This is a genomic window from Microvirga lupini (assembly GCF_014191055.1).
GTDB classification, from domain to species: Bacteria; Pseudomonadota; Alphaproteobacteria; order Rhizobiales; family Beijerinckiaceae; genus Microvirga; species Microvirga lupini_A.
Genome location: NZ_JACHWB010000001.1, coordinates 294,383 through 317,102 on the forward strand (window position 1 = coordinate 294,383; position 22,720 = coordinate 317,102).

Annotated in this window: 20 protein-coding genes; 12 read left to right on the top strand and 8 right to left on the bottom strand. The window is 62.2% G+C overall.

The window, feature by feature from the left end:
* Positions 1–47: 47 nt before the first annotated feature.
* From FHR70_RS01335 to FHR70_RS01345, 3 genes are all read left to right on the top strand, one after another.
* Entirely contained in the window at positions 48–215 is a 168-nt protein-coding gene (locus FHR70_RS01335) for a hypothetical protein (RefSeq protein ID WP_183446336.1), read from the top strand.
* 98 nt (positions 216–313) lie between these two features.
* A complete protein-coding gene (locus tag FHR70_RS01340; protein WP_425487832.1) occupies positions 314–1,225 on the top strand; it encodes a dihydrodipicolinate synthase family protein in 912 nt (303 codons plus the stop codon).
* Between the two features lie 17 nt (positions 1,226–1,242).
* Entirely contained in the window at positions 1,243–2,022 is a 780-nt protein-coding gene (locus FHR70_RS01345; RefSeq protein ID WP_183446340.1) for an SDR family oxidoreductase, read from the top strand.
* Between the two features lie 38 nt (positions 2,023–2,060).
* Here the strand turns inward: FHR70_RS01345 and chrA are convergent, their stop codons facing one another.
* Both chrA and FHR70_RS01355 read right to left on the bottom strand, forming a co-directional pair.
* Entirely contained in the window at positions 2,061–3,449 is a 1,389-nt protein-coding gene (gene chrA, locus FHR70_RS01350) for a chromate efflux transporter (RefSeq protein ID WP_183446342.1), read from the bottom strand.
* A gap of 52 nt (positions 3,450–3,501) precedes the next feature.
* Positions 3,502–4,290, bottom strand: a complete 789-nt coding sequence (locus tag FHR70_RS01355) for an LOG family protein (protein ID WP_183446344.1) — start codon at positions 4,288–4,290, stop codon at positions 3,502–3,504.
* A gap of 489 nt (positions 4,291–4,779) precedes the next feature.
* Here FHR70_RS01355 and FHR70_RS01360 point away from each other — a divergent pair, with 489 nt between their 5' ends.
* The 3 genes from FHR70_RS01360 (at position 4,780) to FHR70_RS01370 (ending at position 8,634) form a co-directional block, all read left to right on the top strand.
* Complete coding sequence (locus FHR70_RS01360; RefSeq protein WP_183446346.1) at positions 4,780–5,976, top strand: fumarylacetoacetate hydrolase family protein; 1,197 nt, start codon at positions 4,780–4,782, stop codon at positions 5,974–5,976.
* 2 nt (positions 5,977–5,978) lie between these two features.
* A complete protein-coding gene (locus FHR70_RS01365) occupies positions 5,979–7,454 on the top strand; it encodes an aldehyde dehydrogenase family protein (RefSeq protein ID WP_183446348.1) in 1,476 nt (491 codons plus the stop codon).
* A 388-nt stretch (positions 7,455–7,842) separates the two neighbouring features.
* Entirely contained in the window at positions 7,843–8,634 is a 792-nt protein-coding gene (locus tag FHR70_RS01370; RefSeq protein WP_183446350.1) for a CYTH domain-containing protein, read from the top strand.
* A gap of 48 nt (positions 8,635–8,682) precedes the next feature.
* On the opposite strand, the gene FHR70_RS01375 is transcribed toward FHR70_RS01370, so the two are convergent.
* Genes FHR70_RS01375 through FHR70_RS01385 form a run of 3 tightly spaced genes read right to left on the bottom strand, consistent with a single transcriptional unit; the run spans position 8,683 to position 10,405 of the window.
* Complete coding sequence (locus FHR70_RS01375) at positions 8,683–9,528, bottom strand: lytic transglycosylase domain-containing protein (protein WP_183446352.1); 846 nt, start codon at positions 9,526–9,528, stop codon at positions 8,683–8,685.
* A 48-nt stretch (positions 9,529–9,576) separates the two neighbouring features.
* Positions 9,577–10,044 (bottom strand): hypothetical protein, encoded by a 468-nt coding sequence (locus FHR70_RS01380; protein ID WP_183446354.1) that lies wholly within the window; start codon positions 10,042–10,044, stop codon positions 9,577–9,579.
* A gap of 7 nt (positions 10,045–10,051) precedes the next feature.
* Positions 10,052–10,405, bottom strand: a complete 354-nt coding sequence (locus FHR70_RS01385) for a DUF6152 family protein (protein WP_183446356.1) — start codon at positions 10,403–10,405, stop codon at positions 10,052–10,054.
* A 196-nt stretch (positions 10,406–10,601) separates the two neighbouring features.
* On the opposite strand from FHR70_RS01385, the gene FHR70_RS01390 reads away from it, so the two are divergent.
* Both FHR70_RS01390 and FHR70_RS01395 read left to right on the top strand, forming a co-directional pair.
* Positions 10,602–10,901, top strand: a complete 300-nt coding sequence (locus tag FHR70_RS01390) for an HlyU family transcriptional regulator (protein WP_183446358.1) — start codon at positions 10,602–10,604, stop codon at positions 10,899–10,901.
* Positions 10,902–11,116: 215 nt separating this feature from the next.
* Positions 11,117–12,832, top strand: coding sequence for a catalase (locus FHR70_RS01395; RefSeq protein ID WP_183446361.1), 1,716 nt, complete (start codon positions 11,117–11,119; stop codon positions 12,830–12,832).
* Positions 12,833–12,844: 12 nt separating this feature from the next.
* Here the strand turns inward: FHR70_RS01395 and FHR70_RS01400 are convergent, their stop codons facing one another.
* From FHR70_RS01400 to FHR70_RS01410, 3 genes are read right to left on the bottom strand one after another with little or no spacing between them, the layout of a single operon-like run.
* Complete coding sequence (locus tag FHR70_RS01400) at positions 12,845–13,747, bottom strand: YihY/virulence factor BrkB family protein (RefSeq protein ID WP_183446363.1); 903 nt, start codon at positions 13,745–13,747, stop codon at positions 12,845–12,847.
* A 59-nt stretch (positions 13,748–13,806) separates the two neighbouring features.
* Complete coding sequence (locus tag FHR70_RS01405) at positions 13,807–15,606, bottom strand: hypothetical protein (protein WP_183446365.1); 1,800 nt, start codon at positions 15,604–15,606, stop codon at positions 13,807–13,809.
* Between the two features lie 20 nt (positions 15,607–15,626).
* Complete coding sequence (locus FHR70_RS01410; RefSeq protein WP_183446367.1) at positions 15,627–16,691, bottom strand: NAD(P)-dependent alcohol dehydrogenase; 1,065 nt, start codon at positions 16,689–16,691, stop codon at positions 15,627–15,629.
* A gap of 547 nt (positions 16,692–17,238) precedes the next feature.
* On the opposite strand from FHR70_RS01410, the gene FHR70_RS01415 reads away from it, so the two are divergent.
* The 4 genes from FHR70_RS01415 to FHR70_RS01430 all read left to right on the top strand — a co-directional run bounded on the left by FHR70_RS01415 (position 17,239) and on the right by FHR70_RS01430 (position 22,695).
* Complete coding sequence (locus FHR70_RS01415) at positions 17,239–19,185, top strand: PrkA family serine protein kinase (protein ID WP_183446368.1); 1,947 nt, start codon at positions 17,239–17,241, stop codon at positions 19,183–19,185.
* A 29-nt stretch (positions 19,186–19,214) separates the two neighbouring features.
* Positions 19,215–20,522 carry a YeaH/YhbH family protein gene (locus FHR70_RS01420; RefSeq protein WP_183446370.1) on the top strand — a complete coding sequence of 436 codons (1,308 nt, stop codon included), beginning with the start codon at positions 19,215–19,217 and terminating at the stop codon, positions 20,520–20,522.
* On the top strand, positions 20,519–22,063 hold the full coding sequence (locus tag FHR70_RS01425; protein WP_183446372.1) for a SpoVR family protein: 1,545 nt from the start codon (positions 20,519–20,521) through the stop codon (positions 22,061–22,063). The genes FHR70_RS01420 and FHR70_RS01425 overlap by 4 nt, the downstream gene beginning before the upstream one ends.
* Before the next feature lie 170 nt (positions 22,064–22,233).
* Positions 22,234–22,695 carry a hypothetical protein gene (locus FHR70_RS01430; RefSeq protein ID WP_183446374.1) on the top strand — a complete coding sequence of 154 codons (462 nt, stop codon included), beginning with the start codon at positions 22,234–22,236 and terminating at the stop codon, positions 22,693–22,695.
* The last annotated feature ends 25 nt before the right edge of the window (positions 22,696–22,720 follow it).

Below are 22,720 nucleotides of genomic sequence, written 5' to 3' on the forward strand. Positions count from 1 at the left end.
CGTCAAGTGGATGCATCCCCATAGCATCCGTTTAGAAGGAGAGCACCATGTCGCGCGGTGACAAATCTGCCTATACGGACAAGCAAAAGCGCAAGGCCGAGCATATCGAGGAGGGCTACGAGAGCCGTGGCGTCTCTGAGAAGGAGGCAGAGCGGCGTGCCTGGGCCACTGTCAACAAGCAGGACGGCGGCGGCAAGAAAGGTGGGCACAAATAAAGATCGTGTGGCGGCCGCAGCTAAGGTAGTGCGCCGGGCAGCAAGCAGGTGTATGAGGGTCCCCTGACCTTTTGCCAAGCTCTGCCATGGAGGAAGCCTTGCTCACGAGTTCTGCCGCCGGCGTCTATGTCATCTGTCCCACGCCCTTCGAGGGCGATGGGCGAGTGGACGTTGCCTCGACCGACCGGATGGTCGAGGCCTATCTGAAGGCCGGGGCCACCGGGCTGACCATCCTCGGCATCATGGGCGAGGCCCCTAAGCTGGCGGCCGACGAAGCGCTGGCCTTCGCACGCCAAGTCATCAAGACGGTAGCGGGCCGGGTGCCCGTAGTCGTCGGCGTGTCCGCGGCAGGTTTTGCAGCCATGTCGGGCCTGTCCTCCAAGGTGATGGATGCGGGCGCCGCCGGCGTCATGATCGCCCCGCCTTCGACCCTCAAGACCGATGGCCAGATCGTGTCCTATTACGCTGATGCGGTGGAGGCCATCGGGGCGGATGTGCCTTGGGTGATTCAGGATTATCCGCTCACGACGAACGTAGTCATGACGCCGAAGGTGATCATGCGCATCATCGAGCAGAGTCCCTCCTGCGTGATGCTCAAGCACGAGGATTGGCCGGGTCTCGACAAGATCACCGCCCTGCGCCGCGCAAGCGATGCCGGGCAGACGCGCCGCGTGTCGATTCTGTGTGGCAATGGCGGAATGTTCCTGCCCTTCGAGATGGAGCGCGGCGCCGACGGCGCCATGACGGGTTATGCCTACCCCGAGATGCTGGTGGACGTGGTCAACCTCATCAACCAGGGCAAGCGGACGGAGGCGCACGATCTCTTCGACCGGCACCTGCCGCTGGTGCGCTACGAGACTCAGCCCGGCGTCGGTCTGGCCGTGCGCAAGTACGTGCTGAAGCGGCGCGGCATCATCGCGACCGACACGCTGCGCAAGCCCGGGCCGAAGCTGAGCCCGGAGACGATCGCCGAAATCGAGTGGCTGATGGAGCGCATCGAGCGCGCGTAAGAACAGGGGAATTTCAGATGAAAACGGGATTGGAAGGCAAGCGCGCGCTCGTTCTCGGCGCAAGCAAGGGGCTGGGCTTCGGCATCGCCCAGGGTCTGGCCGAGGAAGGCGCCCGCGTCGCCATCGCGAGCCGCACAATGGAGGGTTCGAAGGCCGCTGCCGACAAGATCGGCAAGGGCGTTCTGCCCTTCGTCTGTGACACCGGCAAGGTCGATCAGGTTGACGCTCTGGTCAAGGATGTGACGGAGGCCCTCGGTGGCATCGACATTCTCGTGCTCAACAGCGGCGGCCCGCCGCCCGGCAAGGCTCAAGGGGTGTCGTCCGATCAGTGGCGTCAATCGTTTGACGCCATGTTCGTCAACCTCGTGCGCATCGCCGATCAATTGCTGCCGGGCATGATCGAGCGCAAGTTCGGCCGCATCATTTCGGTGATCTCGTCCGGCGTGATCCAGCCGATCCCGAACCTTGCCATCTCCAACGCCATCCGTCCCGCGCTCGTGGGCTGGGGCAAGACACTGGCGAGCGAGGTCGCGTCCTCGGGTGTGACCGTGAATGCCATTGCGCCGGGCCGCATCGCGACGGACCGCCTGAAGCAGCTCGACGCCGCCAATGCCGAGCGTACCGGCCGCTCCGTGGAGGATGTGGCCGCAGCCGCTCGTGCCGGCATTCCGGCGGGGCGCTACGGCGAGATCGAGGAGTTCGCGGCAGCCGCCGTGTTCCTCGCGAGCGAGAAGGCCTCGTTCATGACGGGCTCGATCCTGCGCGTGGATGGCGGACAGATCTCGTCCGTGACCTGATCGAAAACGGGTGAGGCAGACATTGCCTCACCCCACTCTCACGTGATGAGGCCCGCTGCGTAGAGAACAATCCCCGCGGCCGACGTCGCGGCCAGGGTTGGTAGCATTCCGACGTGCAAGCGGAACATGGCGATGATGGCCGCCGCCGACAGCAGCAGCGCCCAGAAGTTCACGCTCCCCCACACGGGCGCGTCGAAGTTGAGGATTCCCCATTCCACAGGGTGAACATCCCTGAAGATCGTGTGGATGCCGAACCAGATGGCGAGGTTCAGGATCACGCCCACGACGGCAGCCGTGATCGCCTTCAATGCGTCGCTTAAAGAGCGATTGCCGCGCAAGACCTCGATGTAAGGCGCTCCCAGGAAGATCCAAAGGAAGCAGGGCGCGAAGGTCACCCATGTGGCGAGAAGGCCGCCCAGCGTACCGGCCAGAAGCGGATGAAGGGCGCCAGCATCCCGGAAGGCCGCCATGAAGCCCACGAATTGCAGCACCATGATGAGCGGACCCGGGGTTGTCTCGGCCATGCCGAGCCCGTCCAGCATCTCGCCGGGCTGCAGCCAGCCATAGGTATCGACCGCCTGCTGCGCCACATAGACTAGAGCCGCATAGGCGCCGCCGAACGTGACCATCGCCATCTTGGAGAAAAAGATCGCGATTTGAGTGAAAACATTGCCGTCGCCGAGAAGCAGCAGGAGGGCCACGACAGGCACGAGCCAGAGCGCCAGGCACACAGCGGCGATGCGCAGGCTTCGTCTTGTGTTGGGTCTTGCGTGATCCGGCAGATGCTCGCCGAGCAAGTTGTCAGCTTCGGCCTCGCTTTGGCTACCATGCCCGCCGACTTGAAACTCCGGCAGGTTTGCTCTTGCGCCAAGATAGCCGATCAGACCGGCGACAAGGATGATCAGCGGGAAGGGGGCGTCGAAAAAGAAGATCGCTACGAAGGCTGCTGCCGCAATTCCGACCAAAACCGGGTTCTTGAGTGCGCGCCTGCCGATCCGCACCACCGCCTCAAGCACAATGGCGAGCACGGCCGCCTTCAGGCCGAAGAAGAGCGCCGCCACAAAGCCGACTTTTCCGTAGAGGGCATAGATCCAGCTCAGCCCCATGATGGCGATGATGCCCGGCAGGATGAACAAGCCGCCGGCCATGAGGCCGCCGAGAGTGCGGTGCATGAGCCAGCCCACATAGGTGGCAAGCTGCTGCGCCTCCGGCCCCGGCAGGAGCATGCAGTAGTTGAGCGCATGGAGGAACCGGCTCTCCGAAATCCAGCGCTTTTCCTCGACCAGGATGCGATGCATCACGGCGATCTGGCCTGCGGGACCGCCGAAGCTCAAGGCCGCGACCCGCAGCCAGATGCGAAAGGCTTCACCGTAGGATACGCCGTGATAGGGCTGATCTTCGGGGCTGGCGCTCCTCGAATCTTGCATGAATCCGGTCATTGCAAAGCAAAGTCTCTGAAAAGTCGAGCGTCCAAAGGCGTCAGAAATCCTGCTCCGAGCCTCTCTCCAGAGTCTGCACCACGAGACCGTTCTCGATCAATGCGGTCCACACGTCTTCCGCCGTGTCGGCGAAGTTCACCAGTTCACGATCCTTCTCGCTCACCATGCCGTGTTCCAGGAGCGCATCGAACTTGATCACGGATTGCCAGTAGGCCTTGTCGAAGAGCACGATGGGCAAGGGCGGCGCCTTGCCGGTCTGCCGAAGGGTCAGGATTTCGAAGAGTTCGTCCAAGGTTCCGAAGCCTCCGGGAAACACCACCAGGGCATTGGCCCGCATCGCCAGATGCATCTTGCGCATGGCGAAGTAATGAAAGCGGAAGGTCAGGTCCGGGGTCGAAAAGGCATTGGGCTCCTGCTCGTGCGGCAGGGTGATGTTGAAGCCGATCGACGGCGCGCCCACGTCGGACGCTCCCCGATTGGCAGCCTCCATGATGCCCGGCCCGCCGCCCGTGGCGATGACGTTGTCCCGGGTCCCGCTGGTGACGGTCAGGGCACCGCCGCGTTGCGAAGCAATGGCGCCGAAGGATCGCGCCTCCTGGTACCAGAAGGCGTGACGCCCCGGCCCATCCTCTCGGATGCGGGCACTGCCGAACACCACAATGGTGGATCGCACGCCCCAGGTCCGCAGGCTCTCCTCGGCCTTCGCGTATTCCAGCAGGAACCGCACGCCCCGCGTGGAGTCGCCGAGCAAAAAGTCCTGGTCAAGCGCGGCCAGACGGTAGGAGGCCGAGGCCATATTGGCCGCGTTCGAACGCTTGCTGTCATCCATGGGGCGAGGCTCCTTCGATCCGGCCCTGCACAAAGCACAGATTCGGCGTGGGGTTAATTCCCCATCGGGCCGATGGGAAGCTCCTGAGGCCCTGAGGGAGGTATACCCACCGGTTCGGCCGGGCTTGGAGCCTCACTGGGCGTGACAGGGGGAACACCGACTGGCTCCTGGGAATCCGGAAGGCCTGCGGGACCCGGATCGGGGTGCACAGGCTGGGGCATCGGATTGGGAACAGCAGGCTTTGGATTGGGAGATGGTGTGTCGGACAATTCTCGCATCCTTCCTTGCTGATGCCGGCGGACTTTCACGGCGTCGCAATCCCGTAACTACGCTGCGAACGGAGCATGAACCGGGTTTGTTCCGAGCTTTCCCCGCAGAGCAAAGCTGCAATGAATTTTCCCTATAGCCGCATGCGTTGCGCTCGTTATATCAAAGGTCCACAAGGGAAGAGGGTGAAGCACAGCCCTCAAGGAAAGCGAGCGCCAGCTGATGGACCACCTGTCTTCAACCAACATTGCCCGTATTCTGCCCGTGGACGGGTTCCAGGGGACGCTCGTCGGGCGTGTCTGGCGTCCGGGCCTCGGACCCTCTGTCGTGGCCGTCAGGCAGGATGGTCTCTTCGATATCTCCTCCACATGCTCCACCGTGAGCGATCTTGCCGCCATGGATGACCCTGAGCGTCTTGTGAAGGCTGCACAGGGCGAGAGGATCGGTTCGCTGGAAGACATCGCCGCCAATACTGCGCCCGACCGCCGTGATTCATCCAAGCCCTGGCTCCTGGCGCCGATCGACCTTCAGGTCGTCAAGGCTGCCGGTGTTACATTCGCGGTCTCCATGCTGGAGCGTGTCATCGAGGAGCGCGCGCGGGGGGACGCCAGCGCGGCAGCGGCGATCCGCGCCGAGGTGCTTCGTCTCGTGGGCGATGATCTCAGCCGCCTCAAGCCGGGATCCGCCGAGGCCATGGCGCTGAAAGAGGTTCTCATGGCCCAGGGTGCCTGGAGCCAGTATCTCGAGGTCGGCATCGGACCGGACGCGGAGGTATTCACCAAGGCGCCAACTCTGTCCGCCGTCGGCGCCTTCATGGATGCGGGCCTGCATCCCAAATCCACCTGGAACAATCCTGAGCCGGAAGTGGTGGTGATCGTCACCGCTGATGGAAAGATCGTCGGCGCGACCCTCGGCAACGACGTGAACCTGCGCGACTTCGAAGGGCGCTCGGCTCTGCTGCTCTCGAAGGCGAAGGACAACAATGCGTCTTGCTCGGTCGGCCCCTTCGTCCGGTTCTTCGACGCGACCTTCTCCCTCGATGACGTACGCCAGACGACGGTGACGCTGACGGTCGAGGGGGAGGACGGGTTCAGGCTCGAAGGCTCGTCCTCGATCACGAAGATCAGCCGCGATCCCGAGGATCTGGTTGCCCAGACTGTCGGGCCGCACCATCAATATCCAGACGGTTTTGCGCTTTTCTTAGGAACGATGTTCGCTCCCACGCAGGACCGGGGAGAGCCCGGCATGGGCTTCACTCACAAGCATGGCGACATCGTCACCATCGCGGCTCCCAAGCTCGGAGCGCTCATCAACCGCATGAAGCCTAGCTCCGAATGTGAGCCCTGGACCTTTGGTATCCGGGCGCTCATGTCCAACTTGGCCCAGCGTGGCCTCATCAACACCAGACAGGCAGGTTAACGATGACGAAGAACTATATTGCGGGCGAGTGGCTTGCCGCGTCGGAGGCCTCGCCGAACATCAACCCGTCGAACACGCAGGATGTGGTGGGTGAATTCGCCCGTGCTTCGGCCGCGGAAGCCGAGCGCGCCATTGCGGCGGCGTATGACGCCTTCCCGGCTTGGTCACGTTCCTCGATCCAGCAGCGCCACGACATCCTGAAGGCTGTGGGCGACGAGATCCTGGCCCGCAAGGAGGAGCTCGGCCGCCTGCTCTCCCGCGAGGAGGGCAAGACCCTGCCCGAGGGCATCGGCGAGGTTACCCGCGCGGCTCAGATCTTCCACTTCTTCGCCGGCGAGTGCCTGCGGCTGGCGGGCGAGAAGCTACCTTCCGTGCGCCCGCTCATCGACGTTGAGATCACGCGCGAGCCTGTTGGCGTCATCGGCCTGATCACGCCTTGGAACTTCCCCATCGCCATTCCGGCCTGGAAGATCGCCCCGGCACTGGCCTACGGCAATACCGTGGTATTCAAGCCCGCCGAGCTCGTGCCCGGCTCCGCCCATGCGCTGTCCGAAATCATCATCCGGGCCGGCGTGCCGGCGGGCGTGTTCAACCTGGTCATGGGCAAGGGCTCGGTGGTCGGCGAGGCGATGCTGCAGAGCCCCAAGGTGGCGGCGATCTCGTTCACCGGTTCGGTGCCCACGGGCCGGCGCGTGGCCCAGACATGCATCACGGCTGACCCGATGAAGAAGCTGCAGCTCGAGATGGGCGGCAAGAACCCGATGGTCGTACTCGACGATGCCGACCTGAAGGTGGCGGTGGATTGCGCCGTCAACTCGGCCTTCTTCTCCACGGGCCAGCGCTGCACCGCCTCCTCGCGGCTGATCGTGACGGAAGGCATTCACGACCGGTTCGTGGCCGCCATGCAGGAACGCATGGCCGGTCTGGTGGTGGACGATGCCCTGAAGGCCGGCACTCATATCGGTCCGGTGGTAGACCAGGGCCAGCTCGACCAGGACCTGAAATACATCCGCATCGGCCAAGATGAGGGCGCGAAGCTGGTGGCGGGCGGCGAGCTGTTGAAGCGCGATGCACCGGGCTTCTATCTGCAGCCTGCCCTGTTCACTGAAGTGGACAACCGGATGCGGGTTGCGCGCGAGGAGATCTTCGGGCCTGTGGCCACGGTGATCCGGGCAAAGGACTATGACGAGGCGCTGGAGATTGCCAACGACACACCGTTTGGTCTCTCATCCGGTATCTGCACCACGAGCCTGAAATATGCCTCGCACTTCAAGCGCAATGCAGAGGCCGGCATGGTGATGGTGAACCTGCCGACAGCCGGCGTGGACTACCACGTGCCGTTCGGCGGCCGGAAGGGTTCGTCCTACGGTCCGCGCGAGCAGGGCCGTTACGCTGCCGAGTTCTACACCACGGTGAAAACCGCCTATACCTTCGACGGAAACTCACCCTACGTGCCGAAGACCACGGCAAGCGAGTAGAGGCTGCTTTTCCGAGGTGCAGACCATCTCAGCCCGGCATGAAAGTGCCGGGTTTTTAACTTATGTAATAGATGGATCATCTGTGGACTGAGCTGTCCGAGCTCGATAGGTGCCATTCTGCACGTGATGGGTCGAGCATGTTAACTTTATCGACAAAACTCGGGCAGCTTTTTGCCACATCCATTGAACTTTGCCACGCGAACGCCATCATAGGCTTCCAAGAGAATTCCGCTTGAACGCTCGAAGTTCCGCATATCAAACGTTGTTGCATGTCGAATCCAGGTGAATTGCCTTTGGAGCACGAAGTGTAACTTCGTTGTTTTGAGGCAGTATGCTGAGAATTCTTCGAGCTGATACGCGACACTCGGTTAATAGTAGAGAACTTAATATGGTTACTTCCCGGCGTTACCTCATTGCCTCTTCTCTTGCGCGACTCATCCGCAAGGAGCGGGGAGGCAATCGTGTCACGGAAGGCCACTTCCCCAATCAGGCCGATCGCAGTTCCTTCGTGGTCGTGGAGGGTGACAAGGGGAGCCTCGTTCTGGTTCACGCGAGCGCCAATGGGCCCATCGAGGAGCGTACCGAGGTTCCACGGGCCCATGCCGAGGCGCTGCTCGACGTCACGCCTGGCAAGCTCGATTACCTGCTCACGCATCTGACCGTTGGCACCCGCGATATCCAGATCCTGCGCTTCGTGACGCCGGGTCCCCTGGACCTGATCTCCGTGTCCTTCGAAAGCGAGGATGAGGCCCGGGATTTCCGGCCCCTGTCCTGGTTCGGCGCGGACGTCACGACGGAAGTCGCCTATCAGAACCGCTCCATTGCGCTGGAGGGCGCCCCCCAGGCGCCGGATGTGCCGATGTCGAACGCGGCTCTCAACAGCCTGCTCGACGCCCTGGAAAACCGCTACGTGGCGCCTCGGGGCTATACGCCTCACGCACCGGCCCGCAACCCTGTGGAGCAGGGTGGGGGGCAGCGAAACGCGCCTCCGCCGCCCCCTGCGGCTCAGGCCAGCGAGAGGCCGCAGGCCCCGCAGCGCGGTGTGCTGTCCAGGCCCGCCGCTCCGGCCGATGCCGACATGCATGACGACGACAATAACGATGACAATGATCTGAACCTCAACATCGAGGACAATGTCATCCGCGAACTGGCTCGCTCGCTCAGGCCTCAGCGCCGCTGATCGACATCATTCAAGAAAGCCCCGATGTCTCCCATTAGGGCTTTTTCTTTAGCTCGGCAGCACGATGCAGCTGCCTCCCGCCGAGCGGATGTTGCGGCACAGCTGCTCCGCAGCCTGCCGCGTCTCGGCCGGCGCCCGCACGCGGTAGAAAGTTCTGGTTCCGCGGTAGCGCAAACGCGTGCCAATGATCATGGGCCGCTTATCCTGGATGAGGGAAGCATAAGCCTGGCTTGCACGCCTGAAGCTGGCCAGCGCTCTCTCCTTTGAGAAATTACCGGCAAGCTGAACGCCCCAGGGGGCGAAGGGAGCCTCGAACGTGTCGCCACGGCCGGGCACTCTCAGAGCGGCGACGATCTGCAGGCATGTCTGCGGTTCGGCGCCGGATGCCTCTTGGCTCGCACCCTTCCTGTCCCTTGCATCCGAGGCCCATTCCTCCGCCGAGCGGCCCGTCACGGCGACAACATAGTTCTGAGTCTCCGCCGGTAATCCGCCGCGCCCAGCCAGCCATGAGGCAACCCGAGCCGGGCCGCCATTATAGGCAGCGGTCGCGAGACCCAAATTGCCGAACTGCTCTGCGAGATGGGCCACAAATTCTGCAGCCTTCGGGATCGCCTGCTCGGGGTCGAAGGGATCGGTCAGCCCGCGTTCCTTGGCCGTGCCGGGCATGAACTGCGCGATGCCTTGCGCCCCCGCCGGGCTGACCACATGCGGGCGGAACGAGCTTTCCTGCCAGATCAGCCGGGTGAGCAGATCGCGCGGGATCTTCTGGACCCGTGCAGCGCCTTCGATCAGCCGGCACAGGGCCTGCTCAACGGTTTCACTGGACGATTGGGAACTCGCCGAGACTGCGCTGCAGCAAAGAAGGATTCCGCAAAGCGCCAGCTGCAAGCGCATGAATACCTCAGTGGTGAATAGGTTTTCGTGACAACGGGTCGTGCCAAGCTAGAGATAGGCGATCATGCGTCCTGCCAAGAGTGTGACGACCCATGCAAGAAGCGATACGAGGGCATAAGCACGGGCTTCAGGCGGCAGGGCTCCGCCACGCAGGGCCGACCCAAAGCGAATATGGAGAATCGTGACATTGATGAGCCCTAAAGCAATAAAGGCGAGCTTCGCGTAGAAGGCAGGGTTGGTTCCGAGCGCGCGCGCCTCCACGGCGAGGAGAAGCATACCTGTCGGGAGTTGGATGAGGACGCCGGCCGCCGCGAGGGGAATGGCATAGCGTCCCACCTGCCAGGCATGTTTGCCATGCTCTGCCAGTACCTTCAGGTCGAAGACGGCAATGCCACCGACCACGAAGGCAGCTCCAAGCACATGCAACAGGTTCGCGGCCGTATAGAGCCAGGCTGAGTGGCGCCCCGCATGGCCGAGCCAGGAGCCTTCCAGGGCTGCGAGCAGGTCCAAGTACATGGGGCTCTTAGCGCAGTTCGTATGTCTTGCCGCCCAGGATGATGCGCTCGGCTCTCATTTCGGTGTCCGTGCGGGTGGAGGGGTAGCCCTCAAGCCGCACGGATGTTCCAGGCTTGATCATGTCGGGGTTCAGGCCCCGCGCGCTCATGCGGAAGGGGGGCGCCAGCACTGCATCCCAGTTCCTGTTCTCGTGGGTCACCACCACGGTCACATGGGGATTCTCCCAGTTGGCCCGTTGGATGTTGCTCGTGACCGAAACAAGCCGGCTCGCGTCGTAGCTCCCCCAGCCATGATGGGCAACGGCAATGCCGCCGGTCAGGAGGGTCCCAGAGAAGAACAGACCGAACAGAGGATATTTCATGATCGTGGCCTCCTGCATTCCGCAGACAACAAATCCCTGCCAGAGTTGGTTGTGGGACGATGGCCGTCAAGGCGCTGATGGTGAATGGTCAAGCCTGATCATGGGATCTTGATGGGATGAGATGAGTGAGAGTCGCACCTCTGCTGAGGCCCGATTATGCTTCAGTCTCACGAATCAATACAGCTCGAGTTCAGCCATGCCGTCGATCCTGAAAGACCTCTGGAACCGCTTTGCAGGGGGAGGCGGTGCGAGCGGCCGCGAGGAGCCTGCCGCCGAACCCGTTGAATACAAGGGCTTTCGGATCCGTCCCGCGCCCTACTCCGCCAAGGGTGGATACCAGACTGCAGGAATCATCGAGAAGGATTCCGGGACCGGAACCAAGGAGCACCGCTTCGTGCGGGCCGAGACCCATCCGAGCAAGGACGATGCGACCGCCTTTGCGATCGTGAAAGGCAAGCAGATCATCGACGAGCAGGGCGACCGCATCTTCGGCTGAGCGATCAAGCTTTTCCAGTGCCCCATCTGCGTCTGCGGCGAAACCAATGCCGATTCCGGCTGTTGCCTCCGCAAGCAGGCGGCAGCGCCTTGGAAAGCCAATTAGATAATCTGATCGGGATTCATAGAAATATCGATTGGTATTGATCACTGCGGGCCTTTTAAGGTCCCTCAGGGGGCGCGTCGAAATCAACGGTTCATTCAAGGGAGAGAGCCATGGATAAAAGCCCTAAAGCACCATCGGGAACGCCGGACCAGGTCCTGACGAACCGGCAGGGCCATCCGATCACCAACAACCAGTCCCAGCGTACCGTTGGAAGCCGCGGTCCGGCCACGCTGGAGAACTATCAATTCCTTGAGAAGATCACCCATTTCGACCGCGAGCGGATCCCTGAGCGCGTGGTCCATGCTCGCGGCTTCGTCTGCTACGGCGAGCTTGAGGTAACCGGCAAGATCGGCGACGAGCCTGCCTCCAAGTACACCCGGGCCAAGCTGTTCCAGGAGGCCGGGAAGAAGACACCGCTTGCCATCCGTTTCTCGACCGTGATCGGCGGCCGCGACTCCTCAGAGGTCGCCCGCGACCCGCGCGGCTTTGCCGTGAAATTCTACACCGAGGATGGCAATTGGGATCTGGTTGGCAACAATCTGGCAGTTTTCTTCATTCGCGATGCCATCAAGTTCCCGGATGTCATTCACTCCCTGAAGCCCGATCCGATCACGTTCCGGCAGGAGCCGAACCGCATCTTCGACTTCATGAGCCAGACGCCCGAATCCATGCATATGCTGACGCACCTGTTCAGCCCGCGCGGCATTCCGGCGAGCTACCGGCACATGGAAGGGTTCGGGGTCAACACCTACAAGATGGTCAACGCCCAGGGCGACACGGTGCTGGTGAAGTACCACTTCCATCCGCGTTGCGGCCTGGCCAGCCTGACGGCCGAAGAGGCCGCCAAGGTGCAGGGCCAGGATCTCGGCTCCGCCTCCAAGGATCTCTATGAGGCGATCGAACGGGGCGAGCATCCGCAATGGGACATGTACGTCCAGATCATGGAGGATCACGACCATCCCGAGCTGGACTGGGATCCGCTCGACGACACCAAAATCTGGCCGGAGAAGGACTTCCCGCTGCGCCATGTGGGCGTGATGACGCTCAACCGCAACGTCCAGGATCATTTCAACGAGAACGAGCAGATCGCCATGGGCACGGGCGTGCTCGTGGACGGGCTCGACTTCTCCGACGACAAGATGCTGGTGGGGCGGACCTTCTCCTATTCCGACACCCAGCGCTACCGTGTCGGCACGAACTACCTGCAACTGCCGGTAAACCAGGCCAAGAACGCCAGGGTTTTCACCAATCTGAACGGCGGGCAGATGTCCTATCGCCGCGATCTGGCGCCTGGGCAGAACCCGCACATCAACTTCGAGCCGTCGATCCACAACGGCCTGCACGAGTCGCCGCGCGAGGAGCCGAACAATCCGCCGGAGATCCGCGGTCGGCTGACCCGCAGCGTCCTCGAGCGCCGCAACGACTATGTTCAGGCGCGGGGCCGCTACTGCACCATGATGGACTGGGAGCGCGACGATCTCGTCCTCAATATGGGCACGCTGCTCGGCCAGTGCGAGCGCGATGTGCAGGAACGGATGATCTGGCACTTCCTGCTGGTCCACGACGATTACGGCACCCGTGTGGGCGAGATGATCGGCATCACGGCGGACGATGTCTGCAACCTGCAGCCGTTGCCGAAGCAGGTTCTGACCGACGAGGACAAAAGCCGGCTTCAGAAGCTGGGCAAGAATGGCGACACAATCGATCCGGCCGTCTGGGGCCAGTGGACGAGTTCCGTGAAGAACTACAAGGCCTCGGCCGAGGAGGTCCTGAGCGGCATGCGCGATGTCCCGACGGAGCCCGCCACGAAAGAGGCTGCCGAGTAGTTCCTACGGACGTTAAACATCGAATGGGTCAGGAAGCCTGGCCCATTCTTTTTGTGGTTCCGCCGCTTTGCGGTCCTGCCGACTTCCGCGGTTCTCGGCATAGGCTTTGGTGAACTCCGCGCCGAAAAGCAGAATCAGGGACGAATAGTAGATCCAGAGCAGGATCGTGATGATCGAGGCGGCGGCTCCGTAGCTTGAGGCCACGTTGCTCTTGCCGAGATAATAGCCAATCAGAAACTTGCCCAGGGTGAACAGGAGGGCGGTCACGAGGGATCCGGTCCAGACGTCGCTCCATTGGAGATCGACGGACGGCAGCAGCTTGAAGATCATCGCGAACAGGAGCGTGGCGACCGCGAAGGCCACGAGGCTGTTGAGGAAGCGCAGAATGATCGTCGCGCCTGAAAAATTCGCCTCGAGGTAGGAGCCGATGGCCGTGAGGCCCGTATCGATGATCAGGGAGACGAGAAGCAGGAAGCCGATGCCCAGCACCAGCGCGAGGCTCACCAATCTCGTGCGGATGAAGCTCATGACTCCATAGCTGGCAGGCAGTTTCGCCTTCCAGATGATGTTCAGGTTGTCCTGAAGTTCGACCACGGCTCCAGTCACCAGAAGCAGAAAGGTGACGATCCCGATTGTCATGCCGATGATGCCGGAGCCGACATTGCTGGCACTGGCAATCATCGCCTCGAGGGCCGACGCTTCGTTGTTGCCGATCATCCCGCCGAGTTCCGCCACGATGGCGCCCTGCGCGGCCTCCCGGCCGAAGGCAAGCCCAGCGACCGCGATGGCGGCAAGCAGCATCGGGGCCAGGGAGAACACGGTGAAGAAGGCGATGGAGGCGCCAAGGCTCATGGCGCGGTCATTCCACCAGCCTGCGAATGCCACCTTCAAGAGCCGCCATGTTTCGGAAAGCATGCAAGAACCGATCCGGCCGGACGGATCGGTCCGGCCCCGCAAGTGGATTGCCTTGGCGTTTAACTGGCCGATGCTTCTTCTTGTTCCTGCAAAGGTTCAGGTGCTCCTGACTGGTTCAGGCGATCACAGAGGAGGCCTCCATAGCGACTGGCAGCTTGGCGCAGACGGGTGGTTTCCGGCCCTTCGCCTAGGGCTCCCGCGGCCATGAGGTGGGCGCCCAGCTGGAATGCGAGATAGCAGGGAAGCATGAAGGCGAGCAGGGCCTGATCGACCGGTGTCCCGCTCTCCTGTTGGACGATCTGGCAGAGACGTGAGGCTTCCTCCTCCGAGAGGTCTAGTTCGACGATTGCGCCGGCAACGTCCCAGCTCACGTCCTGATGGCCGACGAGGTCATGGGCGGCGCTGTGATCGAGGGCATCCGTCTTGACCAGCTTGCTGCCCGAAACCAGCCATTCCCAGTCATGGAGGCGATTGTCCGTGCAGATCCGATGCACGCGGCTTGCGAGGGCGTTTGCGGCCGCAAGAGATTGCTCCAGGGCTGCAGACTTGGCTTCCCCGAGAGCTTGGCCTGCATTGTAGATCGCCATCCGGCGCAGCGCGTCCAGGGAGGCACCCTCATGCTCGCCTGCCGGGAAATGCCGGGCGCGGAAGCCCAGATAGGCGCCAACCTGCTCGACGAGGCTCCCGGGGCTGATCTGGGCCCGATCGAGGCTTTCCAGTTTATCGTGCCAGCGCTCCACCAGGAAACCGTGGCGGTAGCCCGCCGGCTCCGGCGAGAAACCCGCTTCATGAAGCTTCTCGGCCATCCGAAGCTTCTGGGCGCCCGTCTCGCCCAGACCCGCAAATTTGACCAGCCATGCCGTGCCGTTCGTCCGCGCCAGGAACTTGCGCCGTTCCTGCTGGATGTTGGCTGGTGGCCACGAACTTTCGTCCCCGTAGCGCCGGGATCGCCAGACACCTCCCGAGATTTCTTCCAGAGGAGCATCCAGCAGGCCGAGGATGCTCTCCAACCAACTCTCGATGCGGTGGGTAGGTGCCCCGCGCAGCAGGAGGTCGTCCATGGTGACGAGGTGGCGTGCAGCCGAGCTCCACCGTGCCCTGTGCCTGTCGCTGGCCTGCGGACCAAGCGCGCCGCCGTGGCTGGGGAAGAAGTGGATCCGGTCTCGCGGAACCCCGGCTTCCTCCAGCCAGTCGACCACCGCCCCGAACGAGCTGCCCGACAGGCCCGGACCCTCGTCGACGACGGCAAAGGTTTTTCGGCCGTCGGCTACAAGGCTCTTGGTAAGCTCCGGATCGACCCTTACCTCCCGCCCGAAGGGATGACCCACCGGGCGCAGGGTAACAGGAGCAGGGGCACCGAGCTCTGCCGCCACGAGGGCGCTCAGGCCCGCGCCGATGCTGCGGATGCCGATGACCTGGGTGTTCGATCCCAGGCCTGAAGCCCTGGCTGCTTCCAGGTAGCTTTCCGGGTAGAGGGCATAAAAGGCATAGCCTTCCGCGTGCTTGATACGGACGGCTCGCGACGGATCGAACCCGTTCAGCTTTTCGAAGAAGGTCTGGGGCAGGGGTGAAAGCTGCCTGAAGCCGCTGCGCCAGGATTCCCCGACGGCTCGGGCGAGGACAGAAAGGCATTCCATCCCTGCCTCGTGGTCCTTGGTCCAGGCGTCGAAGCCGTGCTCATGAAATTCAGCGTCGATGATGCCCTGGACAAGTTCGCTCGCGCTGATGAAGGCCGTCACGAAAGCTCCATGCCGCTCGATGCCGGGCGGCATGGAAAGGGCTTCAGAGAGCAGGCCCGTGACGGCCGCCTGCTTGGCGCCAACCGTCTCGTCCCGTTCGATGTCGCCGTAGACCAGCATCCGAGGCTGCTCGCCGGGCTTTAAGCAGCTGCCTCCTGCTTCAGCGAGGCCATGTCGATCACGAAGCGGTACTTCACGTCGCTCTTGAGCATCCGCTCATAGGCCTCGTTGATCTTCTGGATCGGGATCATCTCGATCTCGGCGGTGATCCCGTGCTGAGCGCAGAAGTCGAGCATCTCCTGCGTCTCCGCGATGCCGCCGATCAGGGAGCCGGCGAGCTGACGCCGCTTCATGATCAGGTTGAACACGGTGGTGGCCGGGTGCGGCTCAGCCGGCGCGCCGACAAGCACCATGGCGCCGTCACGGGCGAGCAGCACGAGGTAGCTGTCGAGGTCGTGCGGAGCGGCGACCGTGTCGAGGATGAAGTCGAAGCTGTTGCGGTGCGCCTTCATGGCCTCCTGGTCCTTGGAGACGACCACTTCGTGAGCGCCCAGCTTCAGGGCATCCTCGCGCTTGTTGGGAGACGTGGTGAAGAGCACCACGTGCGCGCCCATGGCACGGGCGAGCTTCACGGCCATGTGACCGAGGCCGCCGAGTCCCACGACCCCCACCTTCTGGCCGGGCTGAACACGCCAGCGGCGCAGGGGCGAATAGGTGGTGATGCCGGCGCACAGGAGAGGCGCCGCAGCGGCTGGATCGAGACCGTCCGGTACCCGCAGGACGAAGCTCTCATCGACCACGACGGTGTCGGAGTAGCCGCCATAGGTGTTGGCGCCCGTGCCCTGCTCCGGTCCGTTATAGGTGCCGGTGAATCCGACCTCGCAGTATTGCTCCAAACCGTCGCGGCACGACCGGCAGGTGCGGCAGGAATCGACCATGCAGCCGACGCCGACGACATCACCTGCCTTGAACTTCTGCACACCTTGGCCAACCTGGATGACGCGGCCGACAATTTCATGTCCTGGTACGCAAGGGTAGAGCGTGCCGCCCCATTCTTCCCGCACCGTATGCAGGTCGGAATGGCAGACGCCGCAATAGAGGATCTCGATCTGAACGTCGCGCTCACCTGGCTCCCGGCGCTCGAAGCGGAAAGGCGAAAGCGGTGTGGTTGCATCCTGGGCGGCATAGCCGAAAGCTTTGATCACAGGAAAGTTCTCCGGATAGAGCGGACTGAAGGGGTAAGTCCCGCTAGGTATTCAGGCGCTACAGACGATAGGTTTGATCGAACAACCGTCAATGGATGCGGACAGGGTTTGTTCATTGAGGGTGACACGCTTTTGCTGTGTTGCGGCAGAGGGCAGCTTTTCCACACGGTCACGGGCAAGTGAATCAGCAAAGGTTGGCTTCCTTGCCGGTCATCCCCACATCTTAGGTAAGGGTTTGTACTCGCTTGAGGAAACGGCGACTCATGATTGACCAGGTGGCAATGCGGCACACCGAAACGGGCGGCTCGTGAGAAACTTTAACTTGCCGTCCCGCCCGCAATCCGCGACGCTGGTTGTGAGGGCTGGCAAACTTCCAGGTCGCACGGACGGAGCCGAGATGAGCCGGATCTGTTGCGATCTGTTCATCAGCCGCCACAACGAAAGGGTTATGCCGCACCAATTGGCCGCATCATCGTATCGCATGGTCTGAGCAACCTTAGCGGTGCACAATAGTTATCTCTGAGAGGGATTGGATTTCGGTGGCGCCATGCTTCATTCCGACGACCTGTTCTCGAGTTTCTTGAAGGCCTACGAGACCCGCCGCGAGGCGGAGATGTCCCTGGCGGAATACCTGGAAGGGTGCCGCACCGATCCCATGATGTATGCAAGCGCTCCGGAGCGCATCCTGGCGGCCATCGGCGAGCCTCAACTCGTCGATACCTCGAAGGACGCGCGGCTTGGCCGCATCTTCATGAACCGCACGATCCGGGTTTATCCCGCCTTCTCCGAATTTTACGGCATGGAAGAGACGATCGAGATGATCGTGAGCTTCTTCCGTCACGCAGCCCAGGGACTGGAGGAGCGCAAGCAGATCCTCTACCTGCTGGGCCCTGTGGGCGGCGGCAAATCCTCCCTTGCCGAGCGTCTGAAGGCTCTGATGGAGGTCAACCCTATCTATGTCCTGAAGGCAGGCGACGAGATCAGCCCGGTGTTTGAAAGCCCGCTCGGGCTTTTCGATCCGGAGCAGATGGGAGCCGTGCTGGAGGAGCGCTATGGTATCCCCCAGCGGCGATTGACCAATCTGCTCAGCCCCTGGGCGATCAAACGCCTCGATGAGTTCAAGGGCGACATCTCCAAGTTCCGGGTGGTCAAGATCAATCCGTCCCGCATGCGGCAGATTGCGGTTGCCAAGACGGAACCGGGCGACGAGAACAATCAGGACATCTCGTCCCTTGTCGGCAAGGTCGACATCCGAAAGCTCGAGACGCTCTCCCAGAACGATCCCGACGCCTACAGCTATTCCGGCGGCCTCAACCGGGCAAACCAGGGCATCCTCGAATTCGTCGAGATGTTCAAGGCGCCGATCAAGATGCTCCACCCCCTGCTCACGGCCACGCAGGAAGGGAATTATGTCGGGACGGAGAATATCGGCTCCATCCCGTTCACGGGCATCATTCTGGCCCACTCGAACGAAGCGGAATGGCAGACTTTCCGCACCAACAAGAACAACGAGGCGTTCATCGACCGCATCTACGTGATCAAGGTGCCCTATTGCCTGCGGGTCACGGAGGAGCAGAAGATCTACGAGAAGCTGATCAGGGGTTCGGAACTGGCAGGTGCTCCCTGCGCTCCGGCCACGCTCGAGATGCTGGCCCGGTTCTCGGTTCTGTCGCGCCTGCGCGCGCACGAGAACTCCAACTTCTACTCGAAGATGCGGGTTTATGACGGCGAAAGCCTGCGCGAGGTCGACCCGCGTGCGCGTAGCCTGCAGGAATACAAGGACTCGGCCGGGGTCGACGAGGGCATGGACGGGATCTCGACCCGGTTCGCCTTCAAGGTTCTGTCCGCCACCTTCAACCACGACACGATCGAGGTTGCGGCGGATCCGGTACACCTGATGTACGTACTCGAACAGTCGCTCCGGCGGGAGCAACTGCCGCAGGACGTGGAGCGGCGCTATCTGGAGTTCATCAAGGCGGAGCTTGCCCCGCGCTATGCCGACTTCATCGGCCACGAGATCCAGAAAGCCTATCTCGAATCCTATCACGATTACGGTCAGAACCTGTTCGACCGCTATGTGGCCTATGCGGATGCATGGATCGAGGATCAGGACTTCAAGGATCCCGATACCGGCCAGCTTCTCAACCGGGAGCTTTTGAACCAGGAGCTGACCAAGATCGAGAAGCCGGCAGGCATTGCCAACCCGAAGGACTTCCGCAACGAGGTGGTGAAGTTCTCGCTGAGGGCGCGGGCCGGCAACAATGGCCGCAACCCGTCCTGGACGAGCTATGAGAAGATCCGCGATGTGATCGAACGCCGGATGTTCTCCCAGGTGGAGGAACTCCTGCCCGTGATTAGCTTCGGGTCCAAGAAGGACAGCGAGACGGAGAAGAAGCACGGCGAGTTCGTGGCAAGGATGATGGAGCGTGGCTACACCGAGCGCCAAGTCCGGCGTCTCGTGGAGTGGTACATGCGCGTGAAGCAGGCGGGCTGACAGAAGACGGAGGCAGATCAGGCGTTCCTATGTACATCATCGACCGGCGCCTCAACCCAGGAGGCAAGAGTCTGGCGAACCGCCAACGCTTCCTTCGCCGCGCCAAGGCGCAGATTCAGAGGGCCGTGCGCCAGACCGCAGGAGATCGGGACATCACCGATCTCGAACGGGGCGGGGAGGTCACGATCCCAGCCGATGGTGTTCGCGAGCCCAGCTTCCGGCGCTCGAACGAAGGCGGAGTGCATGATCACATCCTGCCCGGGAACAAGCGCTTCATCGAAGGCGATACGATCGACCGGCCGCCCGGCGGCGGGGGCGGCAGCTCGGCCGGCGGCGATAATGGCGAGGGTGAGGATGATTTCCGCTTCGCCCTGACGCGCGACGAGTTCCTCGATCTCTTTCTTGATGACCTCGAACTCCCCGACCTCGCCAAGCGAAGGGTCGCAACGGTCGAGACGCAAGGGCTGCGGCGGGCAGGCTACACGGTCACGGGTTCTCCGGTGAACCTGGCGCTGCTGCGCTCCATGCGCAACGCCCTGTCGCGCCGCATCGCTATGCGACGCCCCAAGCCCCAGGAGCTCCTGCGCCTCGAGGAGGAGATCGAACGGCTCGAGAAGCAGGAGGGCTCGTCGGAGCATCTCACGGCCCTGCGGCAGGAGCTTGAGCAACTGAGGCTGCGAACCAAGCGCTTTCCCTATATCGATCCTCTCGACCTTCGCTATCGTCGCTTCGAGCCGATCTCGCGGCCGGTCGCCCAGGCGGTTATGTTCTGCCTGATGGACGTGTCGGGCTCCATGACGGAGCACATGAAGGATCTGGCCAAACGGTTCTACATGCTGCTCTACATCTTCCTGACGCGGCGCTACAAGCACGTGGAGATCGTCTTCATCCGTCACACTCACGAGGCGAAGGAGGTGGACGAGGAGACCTTCTTCAACAGCCCCGAGACGGGCGGCACGGTAGTGTCCTCGGCCTTGCGCGAGATGCAGCGCATCGTGGAGGAGCGCTATTCCCCGGATGCCTGGAACATCTATGCGGCTCAGGCCTCCGATGGCGACAACTCCCCCAACGACGGCAGCACCAGCGCAGCCCTGCTCAGGGACGTGATCCTGCCCGTCTGCCAGTACTACGCCTATCTGGAGGTCGGCAGCGACAGCGACCGGATGCAGACCGGTTTCATCAACCACAAGACGTCCCTGTGGCAGACGTACGAGACGCTGCAGGAACAGGGCGCCCATCTCGCCATGCGCAAGGTGAACCACCGCCGCGAGATCTATCCCGTTTTCCGTGAACTCTTCCGCCGGCGCGATGCGGAGGCAGGAGCCAGGGTGCCATGAGTGTGATGGAACACGAGAAACTTCTGTTCCAGGGTGCCGATTGGGATTTCGGCCTTATCCAGCGCATCCACGATGCCATCGAAAAGATCGGCGTCGGGGAAATGGGACTCGACGTTTACCCGAACCAGATCGAAGTCATCACCGCCGAGCAGATGCTCGATGCCTATGCGTCGATCGGCATGCCTCTGTTCTACAAGCACTGGTCCTTCGGCAAGCGCTTCGCGCTCCATGAAGCGAGTTACCGCCAGGGGTTTATGGGTTTGGCCTACGAGATCGTGATCAACTCGAACCCGTGCATCTCCTACATCATGGAGGAGAACACGGCGACGATGCAGACGCTGGTGATCGCCCACGCGGCTTTCGGGCACAACCATTTCTTCAAGAACAACTATCTCTTCCAGGAGTGGACGGACGCTGACGGGATCCTGGACTATCTCGAATTCGCTAAGGGCTACATTACGCGCTGCGAGGAGCGCTACGGCCACGCCGCCGTGGAGCGCGTGCTCGATGCCGCCCATGCGCTGATGTCCCACGGCGTCCACCGCTATCCGCGCAAGAAACGCCCGGACCTGCGTTCCGAGGAGCGCCGGGAGAAGGAGCGCCATCTCCATCAGGAGCAGACCTTCAACGATCTCTGGCGCACGGTGCCTACGAAAGGGGCCGCCGCGAAGCCCCAGTTGAGTGACGAGCGCCGGCGCGCCCTCCTGGAACTTCCGCAGGAGAACCTCTTGTACTTCCTTGAGAAGTCAGCGCCGCGCCTTCAGCCCTGGCAGCGGGAGATCCTGCGCATCGTCCGCCAGATCGCTCAGTACTTTTATCCGCAACGGCAGACCAAGGTGATGAACGAGGGTTGCGCCACCTACTGCCATTACCACATCATGACCCGCCTGCACGAGACCGGGCAGATCAGCGATGGCTCCTTCCTGGAATTCCTGCAGTCGCACACGAACGTGACGCGCCAGCCCGAGTTCGACGATCCGCATTATGGTGGGATCAATCCCTATGCCCTTGGCTTCGACATGATGCAGGACATCGAGCGCATCTGCACGAAGCCGACGGCCGAAGACCGGGAGTGGTTCCCCGAGATCGCCGGCACCGGTGACGCCATGGCGGTCTTGCGCGATGTCTGGGCCAACTACCGGGACGAGAGCTTCATCTCGCAGTATTTAAGCCCGCATTTGATGCGCCAGTGGCGCATGTTCCATCTCGTGGACGATCCTGACCGGCCAGATCTCAGGATCGAAGCCATCCATGACGAGCGCGGCTATCGCCGCTTGAGGCGCTCCCTGTCGCGTCACTACGATGTCGGCTGGAGCGATCCCGACATCCAAGTGATCGATGTCGATCTTGCCGGCGACCGGCGCCTGATTCTCCACCATCATGTGCTCAATCGGACCCTCCTCCACAAGGATGATGCCCAGAGGGTGCTGCAGATGGTGGCTAACCTCTGGGGCTATGCGGTCGTGCTCAAGGAGGTCGAGCCCGCCACCGGGGCAATCTTCCAGGAGCATGTGGCTCATCCGCACGAAACTCTCTTCTGATCGCCGCATCCACCATTTCGGATGAGCCCCTCGTTTGCCGCGGAAAACCGGGGCCACTTTTCCGCACAGTAGGGTCGTTTGACGCAAAAAAGCCCGGGACTCAGGCGATCATAGGTTTCCCTGGGCTCGGCCCCGGATGTCAGGGTCGGCTCCGTTGCAGGAGAATACCTATGGAACACAAGCCTGTAGAGAAGCTGCGTAGCGTCGCTGAGGTGCATGAGTTCAACCAAGGTTTCCTGTCCCGCCACGAGCGCCTGGAGCGTTGGGCGGAGGTGCTGGAGCGCCAGCCGAAGCGGCGTTTGAGGTCTCTGGGTGAGATCGAGTTCGTCCCGAAAGACAAGCGCCCGCAATTGCGATCAGACGAGTCGCCGATCACGGTTGCCTTTGAGGATCCGGTCCTGCGGGCAGCTGGCCTGAAGGGCGACACGCTCGGGGATGCCATGGAGTTCTTCGAATTGTCCGAGGGAGCCTCTCACCGCCTTCTCTGCTCCTGCATGAACGGCTGGAGCATGGAGGCCGGAACGACCGCACGAAAAGTTCATCGTATCGCGAACCCTGATCATCGGCTCACGTTATTGACGGCAGCCGGGTTGCTCACTGCGGCACCCGCTGTGCTCTATCTGCTGAGCTGAAGAGACGCTGCAGCATCGAGCCTTC

Bases quoted from the DNA above. Each gene is read 5' to 3' on its own strand.
- FHR70_RS01430 (WP_183446374.1), top strand. From the start codon at position 22,234: ATGGAACACAAGCCTGTAGAGAAGCTGCGTAGCGTCGCTGAGGTGCAT.
- FHR70_RS01380 (WP_183446354.1), bottom strand. From the start codon at position 10,044: ATGTACTTGGACCTGCTCGCAGCCCTGGAAGGCTCCTGGCTCGGCCAT.
- FHR70_RS01395 (WP_183446361.1), top strand. From the start codon at position 11,117: ATGGATAAAAGCCCTAAAGCACCATCGGGAACGCCGGACCAGGTCCTG.
- chrA (WP_183446342.1), bottom strand. From the start codon at position 3,449: ATGCAAGATTCGAGGAGCGCCAGCCCCGAAGATCAGCCCTATCACGGC.
- FHR70_RS01370 (WP_183446350.1), top strand. From the start codon at position 7,843: ATGGTTACTTCCCGGCGTTACCTCATTGCCTCTTCTCTTGCGCGACTC.
- FHR70_RS01365 (WP_183446348.1), top strand. From the start codon at position 5,979: ATGACGAAGAACTATATTGCGGGCGAGTGGCTTGCCGCGTCGGAGGCC.
- FHR70_RS01360 (WP_183446346.1), top strand. From the start codon at position 4,780: ATGGACCACCTGTCTTCAACCAACATTGCCCGTATTCTGCCCGTGGAC.
- FHR70_RS01345 (WP_183446340.1), top strand. From the start codon at position 1,243: ATGAAAACGGGATTGGAAGGCAAGCGCGCGCTCGTTCTCGGCGCAAGC.
- FHR70_RS01355 (WP_183446344.1), bottom strand. From the start codon at position 4,290: ATGGATGACAGCAAGCGTTCGAACGCGGCCAATATGGCCTCGGCCTCC.
- FHR70_RS01375 (WP_183446352.1), bottom strand. From the start codon at position 9,528: ATGCGCTTGCAGCTGGCGCTTTGCGGAATCCTTCTTTGCTGCAGCGCA.
- FHR70_RS01405 (WP_183446365.1), bottom strand. From the start codon at position 15,606: ATGCTGGTCTACGGCGACATCGAACGGGACGAGACGGTTGGCGCCAAG.
- FHR70_RS01335 (WP_183446336.1), top strand. From the start codon at position 48: ATGTCGCGCGGTGACAAATCTGCCTATACGGACAAGCAAAAGCGCAAG.
- FHR70_RS01415 (WP_183446368.1), top strand. From the start codon at position 17,239: ATGCTTCATTCCGACGACCTGTTCTCGAGTTTCTTGAAGGCCTACGAG.
- FHR70_RS01390 (WP_183446358.1), top strand. From the start codon at position 10,602: ATGCCGTCGATCCTGAAAGACCTCTGGAACCGCTTTGCAGGGGGAGGC.
- FHR70_RS01400 (WP_183446363.1), bottom strand. From the start codon at position 13,747: ATGCTTTCCGAAACATGGCGGCTCTTGAAGGTGGCATTCGCAGGCTGG.
- FHR70_RS01385 (WP_183446356.1), bottom strand. From the start codon at position 10,405: ATGAAATATCCTCTGTTCGGTCTGTTCTTCTCTGGGACCCTCCTGACC.
- FHR70_RS01420 (WP_183446370.1), top strand. From the start codon at position 19,215: ATGTACATCATCGACCGGCGCCTCAACCCAGGAGGCAAGAGTCTGGCG.
- FHR70_RS01425 (WP_183446372.1), top strand. From the start codon at position 20,519: ATGAGTGTGATGGAACACGAGAAACTTCTGTTCCAGGGTGCCGATTGG.